Annotated in this window: 21 protein-coding genes and 1 riboswitch; of the genes, 8 read left to right on the top strand and 13 right to left on the bottom strand. The window is 53.6% G+C overall.

Translation table 11 applies throughout. The annotated features are described in order from the left end of the window. Positions 1-2: 2 nt before the first annotated feature. A complete protein-coding gene (moaA, locus tag ACFOSD_RS00930; RefSeq protein ID WP_380694567.1) occupies positions 3-971 on the bottom strand; it encodes a GTP 3',8-cyclase MoaA in 969 nt (322 codons plus the stop codon). Further along, a riboswitch (molybdenum cofactor riboswitch) is annotated at positions 965-1,139 on the bottom strand. Its footprint overlaps the gene before it by 7 nt. A 130-nt stretch (positions 1,140-1,269) precedes the next feature. Between moaA and ACFOSD_RS00935 the strand changes: the two genes are divergently transcribed. Next, positions 1,270-2,127 (top strand): tetratricopeptide repeat protein, encoded by an 858-nt coding sequence (locus tag ACFOSD_RS00935; protein WP_380694565.1) that lies wholly within the window; start codon positions 1,270-1,272, stop codon positions 2,125-2,127. 116 nt (positions 2,128-2,243) lie between these two features. Further along, a complete protein-coding gene (locus ACFOSD_RS00940) occupies positions 2,244-2,999 on the top strand; it encodes a hypothetical protein (protein ID WP_380694563.1) in 756 nt (251 codons plus the stop codon). A gap of 4 nt (positions 3,000-3,003) precedes the next feature. On the opposite strand, the gene ACFOSD_RS00945 is transcribed toward ACFOSD_RS00940, so the two are convergent. Beyond that, positions 3,004-4,338, bottom strand: a complete 1,335-nt coding sequence (locus ACFOSD_RS00945) for an RsmB/NOP family class I SAM-dependent RNA methyltransferase (RefSeq protein ID WP_380694561.1) — start codon at positions 4,336-4,338, stop codon at positions 3,004-3,006. Between the two features lie 91 nt (positions 4,339-4,429). Here ACFOSD_RS00945 and lnt point away from each other — a divergent pair, with 91 nt between their 5' ends. From lnt to holA, 3 genes are all read left to right on the top strand, one after another. Then, the gene (lnt, locus tag ACFOSD_RS00950) at positions 4,430-5,956 is read left to right on the top strand and encodes an apolipoprotein N-acyltransferase (RefSeq protein ID WP_380694559.1); all 1,527 of its coding nucleotides are present in this window, start codon (positions 4,430-4,432) and stop codon (positions 5,954-5,956) included. A gap of 93 nt (positions 5,957-6,049) precedes the next feature. Next, positions 6,050-8,638 carry a leucine--tRNA ligase gene (gene leuS, locus ACFOSD_RS00955; protein ID WP_380694976.1) on the top strand — a complete coding sequence of 863 codons (2,589 nt, stop codon included), beginning with the start codon at positions 6,050-6,052 and terminating at the stop codon, positions 8,636-8,638. Positions 8,639-8,640: 2 nt separating this feature from the next. Next, the gene (gene holA, locus ACFOSD_RS00960) at positions 8,641-9,639 is read left to right on the top strand and encodes a DNA polymerase III subunit delta (protein WP_380694557.1); all 999 of its coding nucleotides are present in this window, start codon (positions 8,641-8,643) and stop codon (positions 9,637-9,639) included. A 9-nt stretch (positions 9,640-9,648) separates the two neighbouring features. On the opposite strand, the gene ACFOSD_RS00965 is transcribed toward holA, so the two are convergent. Next, positions 9,649-10,068 carry a cold-shock protein gene (locus ACFOSD_RS00965; RefSeq protein ID WP_380694555.1) on the bottom strand — a complete coding sequence of 140 codons (420 nt, stop codon included), beginning with the start codon at positions 10,066-10,068 and terminating at the stop codon, positions 9,649-9,651. A 232-nt stretch (positions 10,069-10,300) separates the two neighbouring features. Between ACFOSD_RS00965 and ACFOSD_RS00970 the strand changes: the two genes are divergently transcribed. From ACFOSD_RS00970 to lipA, 3 genes are all read left to right on the top strand, one after another. Further along, positions 10,301-10,507, top strand: a complete 207-nt coding sequence (locus tag ACFOSD_RS00970; protein ID WP_380694553.1) for a SlyX family protein — start codon at positions 10,301-10,303, stop codon at positions 10,505-10,507. Between the two features lie 145 nt (positions 10,508-10,652). After that, a complete protein-coding gene (plsB, locus tag ACFOSD_RS00975; RefSeq protein WP_380694551.1) occupies positions 10,653-13,070 on the top strand; it encodes a glycerol-3-phosphate 1-O-acyltransferase PlsB in 2,418 nt (805 codons plus the stop codon). A gap of 48 nt (positions 13,071-13,118) precedes the next feature. After that, complete coding sequence (gene lipA / locus ACFOSD_RS00980) at positions 13,119-14,162, top strand: lipoyl synthase (protein ID WP_380694549.1); 1,044 nt, start codon at positions 13,119-13,121, stop codon at positions 14,160-14,162. A 165-nt stretch (positions 14,163-14,327) separates the two neighbouring features. Here the strand turns inward: lipA and lipB are convergent, their stop codons facing one another. From lipB to nadD, 10 genes are all read right to left on the bottom strand, one after another. Beyond that, complete coding sequence (gene lipB, locus ACFOSD_RS00985; protein WP_380694547.1) at positions 14,328-14,951, bottom strand: lipoyl(octanoyl) transferase LipB; 624 nt, start codon at positions 14,949-14,951, stop codon at positions 14,328-14,330. Then, positions 14,951-15,223: a YbeD family protein gene (locus ACFOSD_RS00990; RefSeq protein ID WP_380694545.1), complete on the bottom strand. Its 273-nt coding sequence runs from the start codon at positions 15,221-15,223 to the stop codon at positions 14,951-14,953. The genes lipB and ACFOSD_RS00990 overlap by 1 nt, the downstream gene beginning before the upstream one ends. Before the next feature lie 8 nt (positions 15,224-15,231). Further along, positions 15,232-16,392, bottom strand: a complete 1,161-nt coding sequence (locus ACFOSD_RS00995) for a D-alanyl-D-alanine carboxypeptidase family protein (protein WP_380694543.1) — start codon at positions 16,390-16,392, stop codon at positions 15,232-15,234. Between the two features lie 95 nt (positions 16,393-16,487). Continuing rightward, positions 16,488-17,321: a septal ring lytic transglycosylase RlpA family protein gene (locus tag ACFOSD_RS01000; RefSeq protein ID WP_380694541.1), complete on the bottom strand. Its 834-nt coding sequence runs from the start codon at positions 17,319-17,321 to the stop codon at positions 16,488-16,490. Between the two features lie 4 nt (positions 17,322-17,325). Continuing rightward, positions 17,326-18,291 carry a lytic murein transglycosylase B gene (gene mltB, locus ACFOSD_RS01005; RefSeq protein ID WP_380694539.1) on the bottom strand — a complete coding sequence of 322 codons (966 nt, stop codon included), beginning with the start codon at positions 18,289-18,291 and terminating at the stop codon, positions 17,326-17,328. 9 nt (positions 18,292-18,300) lie between these two features. Beyond that, the gene (rodA, locus tag ACFOSD_RS01010; RefSeq protein ID WP_380694537.1) at positions 18,301-19,362 is read right to left on the bottom strand and encodes a rod shape-determining protein RodA; all 1,062 of its coding nucleotides are present in this window, start codon (positions 19,360-19,362) and stop codon (positions 18,301-18,303) included. A gap of 61 nt (positions 19,363-19,423) precedes the next feature. Then, positions 19,424-21,301 (bottom strand): penicillin-binding protein 2, encoded by a 1,878-nt coding sequence (gene mrdA, locus ACFOSD_RS01015; RefSeq protein ID WP_380694535.1) that lies wholly within the window; start codon positions 21,299-21,301, stop codon positions 19,424-19,426. Positions 21,302-21,336: 35 nt separating this feature from the next. Beyond that, positions 21,337-21,801 (bottom strand): 23S rRNA (pseudouridine(1915)-N(3))-methyltransferase RlmH, encoded by a 465-nt coding sequence (gene rlmH / locus ACFOSD_RS01020; RefSeq protein ID WP_380694533.1) that lies wholly within the window; start codon positions 21,799-21,801, stop codon positions 21,337-21,339. A 2-nt stretch (positions 21,802-21,803) separates the two neighbouring features. After that, positions 21,804-22,163 carry a ribosome silencing factor gene (gene rsfS, locus ACFOSD_RS01025; RefSeq protein WP_380694531.1) on the bottom strand — a complete coding sequence of 120 codons (360 nt, stop codon included), beginning with the start codon at positions 22,161-22,163 and terminating at the stop codon, positions 21,804-21,806. Positions 22,164-22,170: 7 nt separating this feature from the next. Continuing rightward, the gene (gene nadD, locus ACFOSD_RS01030) at positions 22,171-22,818 is read right to left on the bottom strand and encodes a nicotinate (nicotinamide) nucleotide adenylyltransferase (RefSeq protein ID WP_380694529.1); all 648 of its coding nucleotides are present in this window, start codon (positions 22,816-22,818) and stop codon (positions 22,171-22,173) included.

Consider the following 22,818-nt stretch of genomic DNA (forward strand, 5'->3'; position numbering starts at 1 on the left):
TTCTAACCACCCAACATCGACAAATCACGGGTTATGCCGGTATTGCGCTCATGCAACCCATGTGTGGCGGTTTTATGGGTGAGGGCATCTTGAATGACCTGCACAAGTTCTTCTATTTGGGCATCATTTTGTAGCCATGGCCGCAAGTCATAGCCCTGTTCACCAAACAAGCACAGGTGCAATTTGCCCTGTGCAGAAACGCGCAGGCGGTTACAAGTGGTACAAAAATCTCGGCTATAGGGCATGATCAAACCGATGCGCCCGGCGTAGTCCGGGTGCCAGAATTCCTGTGCCGGGCCAGCGTCTTGCCGACGCACCACAGGCTGCCAGCCTTCCAACAAAAGCTGCTGCTTTACGTTGCTTAACGGTACGTGATGCTGCTCGAAAAATCCCGGTTGCGCGCCGGTTTCCATCACCTCAATGAAGCGCAGCGTCACTGGATTGACTTTCAACCAATGCAGAAAAGCCCCGAGCTGATCATTCACATCACGCATATATACGGCGTTTATCTTCACCGGCAATTGCAAACCCAGCGCGCGATCAACGCCGCGTAAAATATCGGCCAATCGGTCGTGCCCGGTGATGGCATGAAATTGCTGAGGGTCGAGGGAGTCAATACTGAGGTTGAGTTGCGATAACCCGGCGGCCTGCCAATCGTCGATACTTTGCCGGAGTTTGTAGCCATTGGTGGTGAGCGCCACCCGCTGAATGCCGGGCGTCGTGCTAGCGTCTTCAATCAGGGCTGCTAAATCGGCACGCAGCGAGGGTTCGCCGCCGGTGAGGCGAATTTTTTGCGTGCCGGAAGCGGCAAACACCCGCATCACACGCTGCAATTCATCCCGGCGCAAAAACGCCGAGGCTTTAGGACCGCTGTAACCATTGGGCAAACAGTAGGTGCAACGAAAATTACACATTTCCGTTACGGACAGGCGCAAATAGCTAAAACGGCGACCGTAGTTGTCGCTGAACATGGTGGTTAACCCCTTTCCAAACACGGGAGGCCCGAGAGTTTCCTCATCGAACCCGATGGGTCGTGATGGTTAACACGGCCAAAAAGCCGCGCTTCATCCGACCAGGCCTGCCGTCCAACCCAGACAAAGTATGGGGAAGGCGCAACAGGCTCGGAGTTTTTGTTACGCAAAGAGTATGCGCTCGTGGTTCGGCTAGCGCAAGTTCGCCCCCTCACGGGCACATGGATTTAGACTCCCGCTGTCCCTGGTTTCGGTTTATCATGTGCGCCATTACAGCCTTCTTTAAGAGTTCTACATCATGACGGATTCGCCGTACATTATTCATGTCACCGAGCAAAGTTTTGTTGCCGACATTATTGAACAGTCACAGCGCGTGCCGGTATTGGTCGACTTTTGGGCCGACTGGTGCGCTCCGTGCAAGAACTTAATGCCAATTTTGGAAAAGCTGGCGGTTGCCGGAAAGGGTCGATTCATTCTGGCGAAGGTGAATGCCGATGAACAACCCGGCATCACCGCGCAGTTTGGTGTACGCAGTTTGCCAACCGTCGCCTTGATCAAAGACGGTGCGGTCGCCGGACATTTTATGGGCGCGAAACCGGAATCCGAAGTGGCGGCGTTTCTGGATGAACACTTGGGTGCTGCCGAAGAACCCTTAAACCTGACCATTGAAGCGCTCTGGGCAGCCGGCGCTTATGATGACGCATTGAATCTTCTACAACAGCATTTGAACGCCGACCCGGAAAACGCTGAAGCGATTGCCTTGTTGGTGCTGACGCTGGGTAAATCCGGAGCCTTGGACGATGCGCAAGCGGTTATCGCGCAATTAACCGACGAACAAAAGAACCAAGCGCCGGTCAAAGCAGCCCTTCAGGCCATTGCGGTGCAAGTAAAGGCGGCAGAATACGGCGACTTGCCAGTGCTTGAAGCCAGTTATGCAGCCGACCCTAGCCCGGCCAGCGCACATGCCCTCGCCATGGCGCTTGCCGCGCATGAGGACTATGAGCGGGCGTTCGAATTACTGTTGAGCATTCTGCGCCAGGACATCGGCTGGAACAATAACCAAGCACGACAGGACATCCAAGCACTCTTTGCCACCTGCCCGAACAAAGGCTGGGTGGCAAAATACCAACGCAAGCTGATGACGTTGTTGTTTTAGTCCCCGCTTTAATATTCGCCTAGGGAGGAACCTTAACCTGTACGGTTAAATTTCTCGTCTATACTTCATAGGTGCCATCCGCTCAAGCGGATGCGTGCCTGATGAGGTACTAAGCCATGTCGACCGCCAGTGTGTTATGGATGCTCCAACCGTCAGCCGCGACCGAGCCTTTGGCGAGGCATTTAACGGCGCTGTCCTGCCCTGTGTTTACTGCGCTGCAAGAATCTGTGGCACTGAACATCATCGAACGCCAAACCGTGGGTGTGCTGGTCACTGGACATCCGCAAAAACCCCAGTTGTCTCAAGAATTTTTTCATACTGTTCGACAACAGGCCCCCTGGCTTAGCCATGTGGTGATAAATGAAAGTGACCAAAAAACAGTACCCGAGACACTCCCTGTTTATGCCGCACTTACCTCGCCGATAGCAGGCGACTATTTACTCTCGGCACTGGAAGGTGCCATGGCTTATTACGACTTGCAGGCGCGTCATCACCGCCTTTCCGATGAACTTCTGCACGTGGAACATACCTTGTTGACGCACCATGCACAGCATGCGCAGGCCACTCAACTGCCGCCGATACTGGCAGCGAATGCATTGTTGGATGCCTTACCGGTGGGGGTATTGCAGATCAGCGAAGAGGGTGTGGTACTTGAGGCCAATGCCTTAGCTACGCAATGGTTAGGCGCACACACACCCATTGTCGGCACGAAAGCCAGGAAGATATTACCCGAAGGTTTATTGGATTTACCGCTCAGCGAAGGGGCGCACTGCCTAATTGGCAAAGTCCCCTGTTTCGCCATTCACACGCGGTCTTCAACCAAACGACAAGCTACGCAACATCTATTGACGTTAATTCCGCACCGCGCTTAACCCGCTAGGCAACACGGGTTAACACTGCATAAAACATGGTATCTGCATTTTGATGCGGAAAACCGACGACCTGCTGTTGTTCGAGGGTGAATCCAGCGTTATTCGCTAAAAACGCTTCTACGCGCTGTTCGTTTTCTGCTTCCAACCAACTGCAGGTGGCATACACCAAACGTCCACCGACTTTGACCGCGGGTGCGGCGTTGTGCAGAATTTTATCTTGCAAGGCTAGCAACTCGGTTAATTGGGTTTCATCCAAACGCCAGCGCGCGTCTGGGTTACGGCGCCAGGTTCCGGATGACGTGCAGGGAGCATCCACCAGGACACGATCAAACCCGCCCTGGCGCGCCACTTCTTTGGGTAAACGCAGGGGCGCTTCGGCATCCCACGGAAAGCGCCGAACGTTAAACCAACCGGCCCGTTTCGCACGTTTTTTTATTTCTTCGAGTTTATACTCCCGAATATCGGTAGCCGTCACCGCGCCTTTGTTGTTCATTGCGCTGGCCATGGCTAGGGTCTTGCCACCGCCTCCGGCACAGGCGTCCCACACTTGCTCACCCGGTTGCGCATCCACCGCCCGGCTGATTTGCTGGCTGGCCCAATCTTGAATCTCCAGTTTGCCCTCTTGCCACGCCGGCAATTGATAAATGCCGCGCTCGCCGATGACCTTTAAGGCATCGCCGTCTTGTTCGAGGTCATAACCCTGCCCAATGATTTGGGCAGCGACCGGCGCCACATCTTCCGGACGCTGCACCCGCAACCACAAAGGCGGTCGTGTATTTTGCCCTTGCACAAAGGGGTGCAATAGTTCTTGTGACCAACCAGAGCGCAGACCACGCGCGGCCAGCAAGGGCTGCCAGCGTGGCCGCCAACCCTGTAACACATCGTTCATGTTGGCTTTATTCAACACCTGTTTTACGTTGGTCCAGAACTGGTGCCGTTCCGCCAGGTCGGTGATTTCCCGCGGCCAGTCACCCCCGGTGTCGGTGAGTTTTGCCAACCAAAAAAGCACCACCTCGACTGGCAACGCTTGAACACTTTGCCAAAGCGTTACCGAAGTCATGGCCGCATCTTCAGCCTGATACAGCGCCGGGAACTGTTTTACATCACCGGCTTTGAAACCGGCCTCCAACAGTACAATGGGCTGTAAATAGCGCATCGCCGCAAACAGCACATCGGCGTAGTACAGCCGGTCGCGCCGCCCAAAGGCTTTTTCATCACGCAAGGTTTTACTCAACCAACGATCAAGCTGGGGCAGTTCCGGTTCCTGACACAAGGCCGTCCAGAGACGCTTAATGTGAGGAAATCGAAAACCACGGAATTCGGGCAACGCGTGTGACATAACAACAGGATCTCATTGGTTGATTTGTGGCGATTGACAGGCCATGCTTGGCGCCGTTCCCCGTGCCACTCAGTAACGGACGCCCAGTTTAATGAACTTTACTGCTCAGATATACGGCTTGAAGGAAAAGCATTGGCCAGCGCGCCTGATTCTCTTGTTTACCGGTGCCGCCGTACCCCTAATTTTCGCCCCCTTTTATTGGTGGCCTTTAGCCTATGCCTTGCCTGTGGTGTTCTGGTGGCTAACCACAGCACAACCGCCCAAAGAGGCATTCTGGCGTGGTTGGTGGTTCGGCGGTGGCTTTTTTGGCAGCGGTGTCAGTTGGGTCTATTTTTCTATGCGTACGGTCGATACGCCGGTGGCCATTTCGCTCATTCTGACTGGCGCTTTTTGTATCGCGCTCGGCTTGCTGTTTGCCGTGCAGGCGTGGGCGCCTGCGCGACTGACTCAGCAACTTAAGCGTCCACTGCCTTGGCTAACTTTTCCATTGCTCTGGCTGGTGTTTGAAGGCATCAGAACCACACTTTTTACCGGTATGCCTTGGCTGTTGTGGGGCACCTTGGGCACGGATAATTGGCTACGCGGCTGGCTGCCGGTGACCGGCGTTTTTGGGGTAAGTCTCTTGCTGCTGCTGGGTGCTGGCCTGTTGTGGCAATGTCGTTTGAAGGACTGGCGTTCGGTTATGCCCGCAATCGCCTTTCTTACCCTGACTTGGGGTGTAGGTGCCGCCATAACCGACCGCCACTATACGGCGCCCAGTCTGGCGCAACCCATGCCGGTGGCGGCTATTCAGGGCAATACCGATCAGTCCATCAAGTGGGACAATGCCATCCTCAATAACATTCTCAACATTCATGTCGGTTTGGCGGATCAGCACCGCGATGCGGCTTTAGTTCTGTGGGCCGAAACCGCCATCCCTACGTTTCCGGATGCCGTCCCCGGCTTTATCCGAGCCCTCGAATCACGCGCCAACAGCCGCGATCAAGCGATCATCAGCGGTTTACCGCTGCGTGGCGAAGGTCGCACCTACTACAACGGCATCAAAGCGTGGGGCACAGGAGAAGGCGAGTACCGCAAGCAACACCTAGTCCCTTTTGGCGAATATCTGCCTTTGCAAAGCGTTTTACAGGGCCTGATCGCGTTCTTCGACCTACCGATGTCCGGCTTTGCACCCGGTCCGAAAGACCAGCCGGCAATGACCCTGCAACATGCCGGACAAACGCTGCGTTTAGCTCCGTTGATATGCTATGAAGCCGCCTACCCCGGCTTATCGCGGCAACAAGCACTGGGCAGTGACCTGCTAATTGTCGTGAGTAATGACGCGTGGTTTGGTGGCAGTTTGGCACCCGAACAACATTTGCAAATTACCCGCGCGCGCGCCATTGAAAACCAGCGCCCGATGGTACGCGCGACGCAAAACGGCATCACTGTAATCATGGATGAATTTGGCTTTGTAATGGCCCGCGCACCGCAATTTGTGCAAGCATCCATTGAAGCCGACATCTTGCCGCGCCATGGGTTAACGCCCTATCAGCGTTGGGGCAGCTGGCCGGTGCTGGTATTGGTTGTTTTACTTGCTGGAAGCATGAAACTGCGGACACGACGCAGCAAACACTGACCCCTATCGAAAAACCACGGCGCATCGGGTATCCTTGCGCCCTATTTCACCATTCTTTTTTTTGACTAGACCGACAAGCCGGAACGCCTAATGATGGACGCCACGTATAACCCCAGTGTCATTGAAGCTCAGGCCCAACACTTTTGGGAAGAAAAGCAGATCTTTCGTGCGGTAAAAGACAGCAGCCGCGAAAAATATTACTGCATGTCGATGTTCCCCTATCCCAGCGGCCAACTGCACATGGGGCACGTACGCAACTACACCATTTCCGACGTCATTGCGCGCTATCAGCGCATGCTGGGCAAAAATGTATTGCACCCCATGGGTTGGGATGCCTTTGGTCTGCCCGCAGAAAATGCGGCGATTCAGAACAAAACCGCGCCCGCGAAGTGGACCTACGCCAATACCGACCAAATGCGTGAACAGCTGAAAGCATTAGGCTTCGGCTTCGATTGGTCACGCGAGGTCACCACCTGCAAGCCCGACTATTACAAGTGGGAACAGTGGTTCTTCACTCGGTTGTATGAAAAAGGCTTAGTCTACAAAAAAATGGCGACAGTCAATTGGGATCCGGTCGACCAAACCGTATTAGCCAATGAACAGGTAATCGACGGACGTGGCTGGCGCTCCGGCGCCTTGGTAGAGCGCCGGGAAATTCCCCAATGGTTTATTAAAATCACCGACTACGCCGAAGAACTGTTGAACGACCTCGACAAGCTGCCACATTGGCCGGAACAGGTTAAAACCATGCAGCGCAACTGGATTGGACGCTCGGAAGGCGTAAACCTGACCTTTGCGGTGAAAGACAGCGCCGACACCATCGACGTTTACACCACCCGCCCCGATACACTGTTTGGCGTAAGCTATGTAGCGGTGGCCGCGCAGCACCCGTTAACCCAGCAAGCGGCAGCGAAACACCCCGAGCTGCAAGCTTTCATGGCGAAATGCCAGCAGATGACCACCTCGGAAGCCGACATGGCGACCATGGAAAAGCTGGGCATGTCGATTGGCTTAACCGCCATTCACCCGCTCACCGGCGACGAAGTGCCGGTGTGGACCGCCAACTTCGTGTTGATGGATTACGGCAGCGGCGCGGTTATGGCCGTACCCGGCCATGATGAGCGCGACTGGGAGTTCGCCCACAAATACGGCATTCCCATCAAACAAGTCATTCGCCCGCTGGACGGCTCCGATGATGTGGTAGACCTGAGCCAAGCGGCCTATACCACCAAAGGTGTATTGGTCAATTCAGGCCGTTTCGATGGCATGACATCGGAAGAGGCGTTTCAAGCCATTGCTGCCGAGTTAACGGCACAAGGCAAGGGCGAAAAAACCACCAATTACCGGTTGCGTGACTGGGGCGTTTCCCGGCAGCGTTATTGGGGTGCACCTATCCCTATGTTTAACCTGCCTACCGGTGGCGAAGTACCGGTTCCCATGCACAAACTGCCGGTGTTGTTGCCGGAAGACGTGGTCATGGATGGTGTGCAATCGCCCATTAAAGCCGACCCAGAATGGCGCAAAGATGAGCTGAACGGCGAAGCGGTGGAGCGCGAAACCGATACCTTCGATACCTTTATGGAGTCCAGTTGGTATTACGCCCGCTACACCAGCCCGCACTATAAGGAAGGCATGGTAGACCCGGAAGAAGCCAATTATTGGCTGCCGGTTGATCAATATGTCGGCGGTATTGAACACGCCATCTTGCACTTGCTGTACTCCCGCTTCTTTCACAAGTTGATGCGGGATGAAGGTTTGGTCAACAGCGACGAACCCTTTGAGCGCTTACTGTGTCAAGGCATGGTCTTGGCGGATACCTATTACAAAACCGTCAATGGCGGTCAGGTTTGGATTTCCCCGAAAGACGTGACCTTGGAAAAAGACGACAAAGGGCATACCGTGCGGGCCTATGAAACGGCCACCGGTGATGACGTCATGCACGCCGGTATGAGCAAGATGTCAAAATCGAAAAACAACGGCGTAAACCCCAAAGAAACGTTGGCGACCTACGGTGCCGATACAGTGCGCTTGTTTGCCATGTTTGCGGCGCCACCAGACCAGACTCTGGAATGGATTGAAACCGGTGTTCAAGGTGCCCACCGTTTCTTACAGCGCTTATGGCGCAGTGTCCACGCCTTGCTGGAATTGAACGACGCCACGGTATTGGATACCGGCACACTGGATAACGAACAGCAGGATCTGCGGCGTAAAACCCATGAAACCATCCAGAAAGTCAGTGATGATTTCGACCGTCGCCAAACCTTTAACACCGCTATAGCCGCGACCATGGAACTGTTGAACGCGGTCAACAAGGTTAGCCTGAAGAGTGGGCAAACCGCGGCCGTGGTGCGCGAAGCCTTGGAGGCTGCGGTACTCATGCTATCGCCCATCACGCCGCATATTGCGCACAGCCTTTGGGCCGCCTTGGGTCATGATACGGCCGTGGTGAATGAAGTCTGGCCTAAGGTGGACGAGTCCGCCCTGGTACGCAATGAAATTACCTACGTGGTGCAGGTGAATGGCAAAGTTCGTGGCCGAATTGATGTCGCCGCCGACACCGACAAAGCCACCATTGAAGCCTTGGCACGTGCCGAAAGTAACGTGGTGAAGTTCATTGAAGGGAAAGAAACGAAGCGGGTGATTGTGGTGCCGGGCAAACTGGTCAACATCGTCGTCGCCTAGTTATGGACATCAAAGCAGAGCAACTGGCCCAACACCTGAAAAAGCCCATGCTGCCCATTTATGTGGTCATGGGTCAGGAACCTCTGCTGGTTATGGAAGCCTTGGATAAGCTGCGCCAACACGCCCGCCAAGCGGGTATCGGTGAGCGCCGGGTCATGCACGTGGATGCACAGTTTAATTGGGCTGAATTGATCGAAGCCAATCAATCACTGTCTTTATTCAGCGATCGTTTATTGTTGGAACTGAACCTGGAACGCAAGCCCGATAAAGCGGGCCAGGATGTTCTGGTGGAGTACGCCACGTCACCGAACCCCGACAATATTCTCTTAGTGAATGGCGAAGGTTTAGACCGCGCCAGCCTGAAAACTAAGTGGTTCAAGTCTTTCACGGCCAACGCCGGGGTGATCAATGTGTGGCCGGTCAAGCGCCACGAATTACCACGTTGGCTGGAACAACGCGCCCGCGCCCTGAAATTATCACTCACTACAGATGCAGCGGAATTGCTGGCGGAACGGGTGGATGGCAATTTGTTGGCCGCGCGCCAGGAACTGGACAAACTAGCTCTGTTGGCAGAGGGAGAAGTTAGCGCCGAACTGGTGTTGGAGTCAGTCGTTGATCACGCCCGCTTTACCGTGTTTGATCTTACCGATGCGGCGCACAGTGGTGACTTGGGCCGTGCCCAGCGTATTCTCGACAGCTTGCGCAGCGAAGGGGTAGAGCCCTTGATGGTGCAATGGGCGCTGACACGAGAAGCCCGCCTTGCGATGCAAATCCAGACACGATTGAAAGATGGCGAATCGCTAGACCAAGCTTGCATGTCTATGCGCATTATGGGGCCACGGCAAGCCCCGATGAAGCAGGCGGTGCAGCGTGTTAAACCGGCACGTTGGAGTGCCATCATGCAGTTGCTGCAACGCACCGACGCCGCGGTGAAAGGCGTTGATGCACTCGACCCATGGTTGCTTATGGGCCAAGTGCTCTTACGTTGGTCTATGCGCTAGAAGCGCACGTTATTGGTGCCGTACCACGCTGACATCTTCCGCTTGCAAACCTTTGTCGCTCTCGACCACGCCAAAGCGCACACGTTGCCCTTCATGCAGCGTGCGATGCCCACGGCCACGAATGGAACGAAAGTGGACGAATACATCTTCGTCATTTTCCCGGGTGATAAATCCGAACCCTTTGGATCCGTTGAACCATTTGACCACCCCTTCTTCACGGTTATCGATACCGCCTTCCAGGGGCAACACTTGCAGTAGCAAAAGCACCGCTAAAATCAATGCCCATGCACTGAGCACGGCACCCCAATATGCCCCTTGATTGAAACTCACGGCGGCGCCGTCGGCTTGCCAAAAACTCACCACAAAAGGAACCAATACCGCAGCACACAAACTGAGTACCAATGCTGCAATTACATTTACTGCTTTCATAACGACCCTATTAACCTATATTTCCCATACCTAAATCCAAACTCGCGCCTGCACGGTGTTTTTGGGCAGACACGATGGACACCACAATCGTCACGACGCGAAACCCTCTGCATGGTATTCTAACGCCGAACATGACCAAAACGAACTCAACAGGAAAACCAACCTTATTGAGTCGTGCAGGCATAATGCCAAACAATGGCCTATTTAAACAACCCAAAACGGGACAGTGTTTGTGGAAAACGACAATCGCATCGCAGAATTAGAAATTCGCCTGTCTTTTTTAGAAGACACCTTGGAACAACTCAATACGGTGATCAGCCGCCAAGATCAAGAAATTCGCCAATTGACCAAACTCTTAACGCAGTTCGACTCTCGCGTGCAGTCCATCACCGAGCAACTTTCACCAGAGATCACCAACGAGCCACCGCCACATTACTGAAGCGCTCATAATCCCCGCGCCGATTTCTGGTAAGACACTGGCCTTCAGTTAAAGGCAATTGTGAACGATTAAACAGCCAAAATGAGGTGTAGATCTTTCGCCTTTGCTACACTGTCGGCACTTTGTTTGTGCTAGGATTTTCGGCATGTGGTATACCCTGTTAAAACGACTCGTAGGGGCTTGGATTCGCTTTGATCACTCCATGTCCGTCGCGTTACCGGAACTGGAAGACCCTGCAACCACCCTTTTTGTATTACGCCGGGAAAGCCTCACTGACCGCATAGCCGCCGACTTGTTTATCGAGCGAATGGGTTTATATCCGGTCAACAATTCCACCTCACCTATCGTTTTTCTGGAACTAAAACCGCGTCATCTGCGCCGCTTAAAAGCACAGGGTGAGACCTCAGCGTTAGCACAACAATGCCGGGCCGTTTTTGAATCTTCTGACCATCATACTCATGTTGTACCCATCAGCGTATTTTGGGGCCGCGCACCCACCAAAGAAAAATCCTTCTTCAAGATTCTCTTTTCCGACCGCTGGTCTATTCCTGGCCCGGTGCGCAAATTCTTTACCGTATTGGTGAATGGCCGCAGCACCTTTGTGGAAGTTAACGCACCGGTTTCACTGCGTGCCTTGTTAGACGACACCCAAGATGCCCCCCGCTTTACCCGCAAAGTGCAGCGCGTATTACGCGTCCACTTTAACCGCGTGCGCTTGGGTGTCTTGGGCCCGGACTTGTCGCACCGTCGTACCATGATGACGCAAATCCTTAACTCGGCACCGGTGCGCGAAGCCGTGGCGCACCATACCCGGACACAGAAAACCACACCCGATAAATCGCGTCAGGTGGCTACGCAATACCTGGAAGAAATCATGGCGGATATCTCCTATTCCACCGTCCGCATTCTGGATATTTTCTTATCGCGGCTCTGGAACAAAATCTATAACGGCATTCGCATCAATAACATTGCCGTGGTGAAAGAGGCTGCCCAACACAGTTCGGTTATTTATGTACCTTGCCATCGCTCGCACATCGATTACTTGTTGCTGTCATACAGTCTGCATTCACAGGGGGTGCCGATTCCCCATATTGCCGCCGGGAAAAACCTCAACATGCCCATCGTCGGGCCTATTCTCCGCAGGGGCGGTGCATTTTTTATGCGCCGTACTTTTGGTGGCGACAAGCTCTATACCGCTGTATTTAACGAATATCTGCATTTGATGTTCACGCGCGGCAACGCAGTGGAATATTTTGTGGAAGGCGGACGCTCCCGTACAGGTCGCACCCTCGAACCCAAAGCAGGCATGTTGGGGATGACAGTTAAAAGCTACTTGCGTGATCCTAGCCTACCGATGACCTTCATTCCTGTTTATATTGGTTACGAGAAGGTGTTTGAAGCCAACAGCTATTTGAAAGAACTGCGCGGCAAGGAAAAGAAAAGTGAATCGGTGTTGGATGTACTGGGTACGTTGCGGCGTTTAAAGAACTATGGCGAAGTCAGCCTCAATTTTGGTTCGCCCATTGCATTGCATGAAGTGCTTGACGCACAAGAACCCGATTGGCGGACACACGACATAACCAAAGATACCCGACCGAATTGGCTCGGGCCGGTTATTCAAACCCTGAGTGATGAAGTGGCCTTCCGGATAAACCAAGCCGCCGCGATCAACCCCATTAATTTGATCGGCACGGTGTTGTTGGCCAGCTCCAACCGCGCCCTAGACGAACACGCCATTGCCCAACAAGCGCAGTTCTATATCAACTTGTTGCACTCGGCACCCTACAGTACCACCATGACCTACCCAGATGGCAAACCCAGCGATTGGTTAGCACACGCCGTAAAAATGAAAATGGTGCAGCGCATAGAGCACCCCATGGGTGACCTATACAATCTGAACGATCATCAAGCGGTATTGATGACCTATTATCGCAACAACATTATTCACCTATTAGCACTGCCCGCATTGCTCTGCTGTGGTCTGCAAATTCATGGCACGGCAAAAACACGCGAAAGTTTAATGCGCCACCTGGTGTTGATATACAGCTATGTGCGCAATGAGCTGTTTATTCATTGGGATACGGAACAAGCGGTTGCTATGGCAGAGCGCTATCTGGATGTACTGATCGAAAACGGCCTAATCGTTGCGCAGGGCGACAAACTGACACCCAGTTCGAAGCCGAACGAAGCGGTGCAATTTATTGCCCTGGCGCGTCTGATGCAGCCCACGCTTGAACGTTATTATCTAACGCTCTCTGTCTTACAAGCAGCGGGACAGCACGACCTGACCGTGTCAGAGCTTGAAACCAAGGCGCAGCAATTGGCGCAACGCATGTCGATTCTCAACGGCCTAAACGCCCCGGAGTTTTTTGATAAAACCTTGTTCAAGCGATTTTTATCAACTTTAAAACAAAAAGCTGTGATCAAAACCGATGAACAACAGCGTATAGGATTTGATGAGCGAGTGCCTGAAGCGGTTATCGCAGCGGAATCTTTATTGGACGCTGAATTGATACGCAACGTCCGCTGGTTGATGGATACACCAGAGCAACCGCCCCAATGAATATGTTACACTCCCCCACCCCACCGACAGTAGCGAGCATGTCTTTTGATGAGTGACGGTAAACAGCGCATCTCCAGTGGTCACAAATTTCGTAACGCCCAAGGCATTGCAGCCATTAAAGACGGCGTTAAAAAGTCGCATTCAGCCGAAGCCGATACGCTGGGCCGGAAACCTTCTTGGCTGCGCGCCAAAATGCCCGGTGGCGAGCGTTTTGAAGCCGTGCGGCGTAACGTGAAAGAACACAAACTGAGCACCGTATGCCAGGAATCGCATTGCCCGAACATGGGTGAATGCTGGAGCAATGGCACCGCAACCATTATGGTCATGGGGTCCGTTTGTACACGGGCGTGCAAATTTTGTGCGGTCGATACCGGTAATCCTAAGGGTTGGCTCGACCACGATGAGCCCGAGAACACAGCGAAATCTGTCGAGTTAATGGGCCTGCGTTATATCGTGTTAACGTCGGTAGACCGTGACGATTTGCCCGACGGTGGTGCAAGCCATTACGCAGCCTGCGTGTCTGCCATCAAAGCACGCACGCCAGAGGTGGTGGTAGAAGCCCTGACGCCGGACTTTGACGGCGTAGAAGCGCACATTGAACGCGTGGTAGATTCCGGCTTAGAAGTGTTTGCCCAAAACGTGGAAACGGTACGCCGGTTGACGCATCCAGTGCGCGATATCCGGGCGGGTTACGATAAAACGCTGAAGGTCTTGGCGCATGCGAAAAAGCATCGACCGGACATCATCACCAAAACCAGCATCATGGTGGGCTTGGGTGAAACCGACGAGGAGATCTTTCAGACCTTCGATGATTTGCGAGCCATCGGTGTTGATATTGTCACCTTGGGTCAGTATTTACGTCCCACGAAAAACCATTTGGCGGTACAGCGTTGGGTAACGCCGGAAGAGTTTGCCTACTATCGTGAAGTCGGTTTAGCGAAGGGTTTTATGGAAGTGCCGTCTGGCCCGATGGTACGTTCGAGCTACCGGGCAGATCGGGTATTCGAGAAGAACAACTTGGGCTTGGCAACTCCAGCTGATGTGCCGGTAACTGTTGATCCAAGTCTGATCCCAACGGTTCAGGTGTTATAGTTCTACTGATACATGACGCTTAACGGTCCGATCATGCTTGGCCCCTACTCTATTAGCGGCTGCCCTGTCGCGCCGATGGGCGTAGGGCGTGTGCCTCAAGGCGCGACTCCCGGCCTGCCGTGGAGCGCCGGTGGCACACCCCGAAAGCACAACGGCCGCCGATACCTAGCCCAATCGACGCAAGAAAACTGACAGCCAGCGCTCTGCAACGTCATCGACGGACACGGGCGTGGTGGTTAAATCTTTTATCTGCGTCATCCGCATACCCGCATATCCGCATGGATTAATGCGCAAGAAGGGTGACAAATCCATATCCACATTCAACGCCAAGCCATGATAAGCCCGCCCTTTCTTAATGCGTAGGCCGAGCGACGCTATTTTGTCGCCTTGCACATAGACACCCGGCGCATCCGGTTTCGCGTAGGCTTCAATGTCATAGGACGCGAGCACCTCAATGATGGAGTTTTCGAGGTGGTTAACGAGATCACGGACACCCATGCCTCGCCGCTTAACGTCAATCAAGGTATAGGCCACGAATTGCCCTGGCCCGTGGTAGGTCACCTGCCCACCCCGGTCAACCTGCACTACTGGAATATCGCCCGGCGCGAGTAAGTGCTCCGCCTTTCCCGCCTGACCTTGCGTGAATACAGGCGCGTGTTCGAGCAGCCAGAGTTCATCTGGCGTGCTTTCATCACGCTGCAAAGTAAAATCACGCATGCGCTCTAACGTGGTCGGGTAATCCACCTGACCTAATCGTTGCACTACAGGCACTGGCAGCGCTACTGTCATTAGATGACCATTTTTACCGAGGGCAACTTGCGCAATGCTACGTTCAAGTCACTCAGTTGTTGTTCGCTTTCTGCGGTAATCGGTATCGTTAACGCGACGAACCGGTCATTCTTGCTGGGCATTTCACGAATGCGCGTGGTGGAATGCTCGATGCCTAAACCGGCTAATACGGAAAAAACATCGTTTTTGAAGGATTCACCTTGGTCGCCAACGACCTTGACCGGGTAGTTGGCGCACGGAAATACGATTTTTGGGGCTTCAGGTTGGCTCATAACGTCACTCAACTAAAAATACCAATGAAAAACAGAGTGATGTAATCCCAAATACGCTTGAAGAAACCACCACGTTCCACATCTTGCAACGCTATCAGCTCACGGACGGCTAACACCTCTTCACCTTGCAGAACGCGCAATTCGCCCAGCACTTGGCCAGTACGTACCGGCGCTTCCAACTGGGAATCGACTTCCAATACGGTACGGACCGAGTTTGCTGAGCCCTTCGGCACGGTGACGTAAAGGTCTTCAGCAATACCCAAGGCGACTTCATCGACCTCGCCACCCCAAATTCTCCCGGCGTGCAGAGAGGTTGCCGCATCCTGAACCTTGCTCGATTCAAAATAGCGGAACCCATAGGACAGCAGCTTTTGGGTTTCCTGAATACGCGCCGCGTTGCTCGATGTACCCATCACCACCGTAATCAGACGCATACCTTCTTCAACAGCGGACGCCACCAAACAATATCCGGCTTCTTCGGTATGTCCCGTTTTTAAACCGTCGACGGACGGATTCTGCCACAGCAGCGTATTGCGGTTCGGTTGGGTAATCCCAGAGAAGGTAAATTCACGCTCACTGTACCACTGATAATACTGTGGATGATCCAACGCCTTATGCGTGGCCAATATGGCCATATCGCGCGCCGTCGAGTAATGGTTGTTTGCAGGCAGGCCTGTGGCATTGACAAAATTAGTATTGCTTAAACCCATGCGTTGCGCGTATTGGTTCATCACGGTGGCAAAATTATCTTCACTGCCCGCCAAGTGTTCGGCCAAGGCGATAGAAGCATCATTGCCCGACTGAATGACAATGCCCCGCATCAGGTCTTCAACCGCGACATCGGTATCCACCAAAACAAAGGTTTTAGATCCACCGGTACGCCAGGCTTTTTCGCTGATACGCACTTGGTCGGTGAGCTGCAAACGACCGGCGGCCAGTTCGGTTTCAGCGATGTAGGCCGTCATCATTTTGGTTAAGCTCGCAGGCGGTAAACGTTCATCGGCATTATGTTCTACCAACACCCGGCCACTGAATGCATCAATCATAATGTAGGAGCTGGCGGCCACCATGGGCGGCGCAGGAACGATCAAAGGACTGGTTTGGGCATGCACAAAACCCGCGCCGGACAGACATAACACCAATAATGCAGAAAAAATTTGTTTCATCATAACTATGAATTTTGACCTGATTGATCCTGTGCCGGAGCACGAAATGGTGACGTATTTTAACAGCCTGAACAGAGATTACAGCAGGCCGAACGCTGTTAGCGTTGGAATAATAGCGGCTTATCGTTTCCTTTACTTTGCCAGTCGCGTTGAAGCTGCTCAGCCTGTGCCATGGTGAGTGGTCCCATGCGGACGCGGAAAACACCGCTTTCCTGCTCGACACGGGCATTTTGACCCAATTCAGCCTGAATCTGCCGACTGAGAGCCGTGGCACCCCGTTCTTGCTGGAAAGCACCAAACTGCAACCAGTAGCGGCCGGGATTCTCTTGCACGGACGCATGCTCGCTGCGTGCTAACGCTTCCACGCGCACTCGTGCTACCCCTTGGTCTGCAAATCCTAACCGAACGGCAGCCGCATAGGACAAATCAATAATTCGATCACCATGGAAAGGCCCACGATCATTCACCCGCACGATGGTTTGTCGTCCGTTGGCTAAATTGGTTACCCGAACATAGGTCGGCAGCGGCAAGCGCGTATGGGCCGCTGAGAGCTGGTACATGTCATAAATTTCACCGTTGGACGTGGTATGCCCGTGAAATTTTTCACCGTACCAGGAGGCTTCGCCTTCTTCGCGATACCCTTCTGCTGACGGCATCACCCGATAACGCACGCCGCCGATGGTATAGTCCGAATTGCCGCCGCGTGACGGTGGTTCATACACGGGCACCACATCCGGCACATCGGCTTCGGTCAAGGTTCGCGAGGGGCGCCTGTCCTGTGCAATAGAATACCGTCCCCCCGCCGTATCGCCACCAATCCTTTGTGTTTGGGTAGGTTGACGATACTGCTGATCGATGGAGGAGTATTGCCCGGCACAGCCGACCAGCAAAAAAGCCGTAATACTGCTGATACCCCAAGCCAGCGCACGCATAGAATCAGAACTCCAAACTTAATTGATGTACGGCCATCGCATAACTGAGACTGCGATTGTAACGGCTGATCACATATAAATTATTAAAGCCATACCAGAATTCAGCTCCCTGTTCACCGTCCAAACGAAACGTCGACACGGCGCGATCATCGGCCACAGGATGGATGGGAGACCAACCGTGGTCGGCGGTTTCCGCAATGGTTGAGTGAGGCTGCAAACGTGTATTGGCAACAATGGATTCAAAGGAATCGCCCACCACACGGGCCCGCATGGCAACCGGGCCATTCGGTTCCCACCGATGCTCCGCCAGATAGTTTGCCACACTGCCGATGGCATCGACGGGGTTATCCCAAATGTCACGTTTACCGTCTTGGCTGAAATCAATCGCGTAGGCCAGATAACTGGACGGCATAAACTGCGGCACACCCATCGCACCGGCATAGGAGCCGCGCAGAACCAATGGATCAATTTGCTCTTCATAAGCGATGCGGAATAATGCCCGCAACTCGCGATAAAAGTAGTCGTTGCGACGGTCATCACTGAACGCCAACGTGCCAAGCGCATCCACCACCCGGTCGCGGCCGGTTATGCGACCATAGCGCGTTTCAATGCCGATGATCGCCACAACGACGCGTGGATCTACCCCTAGTTCAGACTCTACACGCGCTAACGTATCCGCATGCTCGGCCATAAATTCACGACCTTGACGAATGGTAGACTCGGCCACAAATAACGGCCGGTATTCACGGTACGTCGATGTTTGTTCACGCGGCGCAGCTATTCGCGTGGTGGTGGATTCTAAGTAATTGCCTTGGCTCAGCCAATACCGGACTTGTTCCGGGTCTAACCCGTATTCAACCAACTCATCTATGAGTGTTTCCGCCCGCGGGTCATTGAGAAACCCGGTGTTCGCTTGTGTATTAACCGCCAGGGGAAGCATCGCCATTACCCCAATAATCCACTTTCGCATACCTGCCTCTTATAATTTTTTGTGAGTTGCGACGGACATAATGATTCCGAACCCCGCCATCAAGGTTACGATGGAGGTTCCACCGTAACTGACCAGCGGTAATGGCACACCGACCACGGGCAAAATGCCAGAAACCATACCTACATTTACAAAAACATAGATGAAAAACACCAGCGTCAAGCCACCGGCGAGTAGCCGACCGTAGGTATCACGCCCGCCGATGGCAATGATCAGGCATCGGCCGGCAATCGCAAGATACAGGGCCAACAGCGTCAGCATGCCGAGTAACCCAAATTCTTCTGCGAAAACGGCGACAATGAAATCGGTGTGACTCTCTGGCAAAAAGTCTAATTGTGACTGCGTACCAGCCATGAAGCCCTTACCATCCCATCCCCCGGAGCCGATCGCGGTTTTCGACTGAATGATGTTCCAGCCTGCACCTAAACGGTCTTGTTCGGGATTAAACATCGTTAAGATGCGCCGCTTTTGGTAATCACGCAGCACAAACAACCAAAGCAATGGAAAGGAGGCGGCGGCAGCAATGGCCCCGGAGAGAATGAGCCACCAGCTCATTCCGGCCAGGAAGATCACAAACACTCCACTGCTGATGATCAAGAGCGACGTGCCAAGATCAGGCTGCTGAAGGATCAGCAGAGTGGGCACCATAACAATGACGAGGGCGAGCACAATATGCTGGAACTTTGGTGGCAGATCGTGCCGGGCTAAATACCAAGCAACCATGGCCGGTACAGCTAACTTCATAATTTCAGAGGGCTGGAACGTCATCACGCCCGGGATTCGCAACCAGCGTTGCGCACCGTTCACCGTGACCCCGACAAAAATGACTCCGACCAAGCACAGCACCCCAAACAGATAACCCGCCCCACCCCAACGCTGAATCGTTCTGGGGTCAAACTGCGCGACCAAGATCATGACGCCATAAGCCACCAATATGCGAACACCTTGACGCTGAATATAGGTCCAGTCCCCGCCGGTTGCGCTGTACAACACCACCAGTCCCATCAATATCATTGCGGTTAGGAGGAGCAACAGGGGCAAATCTAAATGCATGCGATACGCAAACGACGCTTGCTTAGACAGATTAAGGGTCGGGATTTGGTGGACGTAGCCCTTAATGTTCAAACGCGATCACCTCTTCCACCGGACGACTCAAGTAGTGATCGAAAATTTCGCGGGCGACCGGACCCGCAATTCCGCCACCACTGGCACCATTTTCAACGATCACCGCCACCGCTAATTTCGGGTCATCAGCCGGAGCAAAACCCATAAACCACGCATGGTCGCGTAACCGCTCTGCCGTTTGTTCAGAGTCGAACTCTTCAAAATTTTCAATACTGAATACTTGGGCCGTGCCGGTTTTACCGGCAATTTCATAGTCAATACCCAAGGCCAGACGGCGTGCCGTGCCGCGTGGCCCGTGGATAACCCGGCGCATGGCCTCGGTCATTCTGGCCCAATGGTTGCTATCGCGCAGTGCCACATCCGGTGGTGGTTCAGGCAGAGCCGCCAATAATTCAGGGTCCGAGCTGTCCTTAATCAAACGGGGTGTGAACCACTCACCGTCGCGCGCCAAGACGGCCGTAGCAATGCTCATTTGCAGGGGAGTGGTTAGCAAGAACCCTTGGCCAATCCCTAAATTTACCGTGTCGCCAGCGAACCAAGGCAAACCATGGCGTTCACGTTTCCAATCACGCGAGGGATTTAACCCACTGGCGGGGTTATGGACATCCGCGGTCGTGATCTTGCCAAACCCGAAATCGTCCAACATGTCATGCAACGCTTCTAATTGGGTGCGATACGCTAAGTCGTAAAAAAATGTGTTACTGCTCTCTTCAATGGCCTGCACCATGCCTACACGTTCGCCATGACCGTCACGGCGGGTTCGCCAAGTCCAGTCGTAATAAAGGCGGTCATCGTTAGGCAGCCGAAACCAACCGGGATCGTTGATGGTGGTGTCCCACGTGGTCGTACCTGCTTCCAACCCGGCCAGTCCAAGAAATGGTTTTATGGTCGATGCCGGGGCGTACTGACCGCGCGCCGCACGATCAAGAAAAGGCTTGTCCGGGCTGTTATTCAATAACGAGAACTCTTCATTACTGAACCCTCGCACGAATGAATTGGGATCAAAGCTGGGTGTGCTTACCATGGCCATAATGCCACCCGTTTCCACGTCTATGACAACCGCCGCACCGCGCCTTCCATCCAACGCTCGGTAAGCCGCCTGTTGCAGTTCTATGTCGAGAAATAATTGCACATCAGCCCCTGGGGTTGGCAAGGTGCGATCTAATACTTGCAGGATTCGCCCGCGTGCATTGATTTCTACCGTTTGCGAGCCTGACACCCCTAATAGTGCAGATTCATAAACCCGTTCGATGCCCGCTTTACCAATGTATTCTGTAGAGCCGTAGAGTCCTTCATCTAGCACCCGTCGCTCATCGACATTAATCCGCCCAACATATCCGAGAGCATGCGAAAAAATTCTGCCGTAGGGGTAATGGCGCATCAAACTGGCTTCTACCGTAACACCATCGAGAAAATATCGATTGGCGGCGAGGCGGGCGATTTCTTCTTCTGACAGTCCCTCTTTTAACGGTACCGGCGAAAACGGTCGCCGCGAACGTTCGAGCTGTCGCCGGAAGCGCTCTATATCCTCGTCGGTCAACTCCACCAACGAGCGTACCTGGGCCAGCGTGGCATCCAAGTCTGTTACCCGCTCACGAATGATGCTCAGCCGGTGGTTGGGGAGGTTTTCGGCCAGCAAGCGACCGCGGGTATCATAGATCAAGCCGCGATTAGGCGGCAGGGCTTGCAAGGAAATACGGTTGTTATTGGAGCGGGCTACGTGAACATCATGGTTAACCACTTGCAAGTAAAACAACCGCGCAGCCAAGATGGTGGACAACAACCCAATGAATGCGAACGCCACGATCATGCGGCGAAAAACCAACATCTGTTCCCGGCCATGATCTTTAAAGCGTTGTTTTACCATACCTTCATGTCTGTGTGCCGCGCCTATGCAGGCGATTATTTGTGATAAGGATGCCCTTGCAACACCGTAAACCCACGATAGATCTGCTCTGCCAATAACACACGAACCAGCGGGTGTGGCAGGGTAAGGCGTGACAACGACCAACGCTGATCCGCACGCTGACGCAGCCTATCATCAACCCCGTCCGGCCCGCCAATCACCAGACTGACGTCTCGCGCTGCGTGTTGCCAGGCCGCCATCGACTCGGCCAGCTCTTCCGTTGACCAGTTCTTTCCCGATATATCGAGCAGTACCAAATGATCGTTACGGACACTCTTCAGCAAACGATCTGTTTCTTGGGCAATAACATCAAGGGTTTTTACATTCTTGCTGCGTTTCGCGAGGGGCAAATCGACCCATTCAACCGCCCATTCACGGGGCAATCGTTTACCGTATTCATCCACACCGGCCTGCACCCAGGCGGGCATTTTTCCGGCAACCGAATGCACCCGTAACCGCATAATCAGGCCTGATCAGCGGTGGAATCATTCTTGGTCGGTGAAGCCCCGGACCACAATTGCTCCAAATCGTATAACGCACGCGTTTCCGGCAACATAACGTGCACCACCACATCACCGTAGTCGATCAAGACCCAATCAGAGCCACCTTCGCCTTCACGCCCTAAGGGTTCGATGCCCAATTTCGACATTTCTTCATCAACGTTCGAGACCAACGCCTGTAAGTGCCGTGTAGACGTTCCCGAAGCCACCAACATAATATCCGTGACGCTGGTTTTATCCCGCACATCGAGGGCAATGAGATTCTGGGCTTTCACATCGTCCAAGGCTTGGGTAATGATGGCTTGTTTTTGCTCGGTATTCATGAGGTCTCTACTGTTTAAAATATAAGGAGTGTTGGTGCAGATAGTTTAACACAGACTGCGGAACGGAGGTTTGCATCGCCAAGGCTTGTGCGCGCAAGTTTCGGCTGGCGATATCGTAACGTCTGCCTGACAGCAACCAGGCTTTGCCAGCAGACGTTGTATACAGTGTATTGATATTGTCCTCGGCCAGCCATTTATCGGCCAGAAATGCTGCCACAGGGCTGCTTTCGGGTAAGTCATAACCTGGCCGTGGATAGATCAACAGATGGCACAACGCGGTCAGCTCTTGCCAAGCCTGCCATTGCGCGAGGGTACATAGGGAATCGCCACCCAACAAAAAGGCCAGTGGTGTATCAGGCCCATACTCTGCACGCAAGGCACGCAGCGTCTGCACTGTGTAGACACCCTCGCCGGACTGCAATTCGCGGTCGTCAATGCGCACCCGGTCACGCCAATCCGGGTGCGCATCGACCATCGCCTGCAGCATGCCGACACGGTGCTCCGAAGACACCTGTGGGTTCGCCTTGTGCACCGGCAAGAAGCATGGCAACAACCAAACGGTAGCCACCGGGCACTGCGCCAATGCGGCATCAATGATGGCTTCATGGGCCAGATGGGGCGGATCGAAGGTGCCGCCGTACCAAATGTTCAGCAC

Origin of the sequence: Salinispirillum marinum, assembly GCF_042650105.1 — a bacterium.
In the GTDB taxonomy this organism is placed as follows: Bacteria; Pseudomonadota; Gammaproteobacteria; order Pseudomonadales; family Natronospirillaceae; genus Salinispirillum; species Salinispirillum marinum.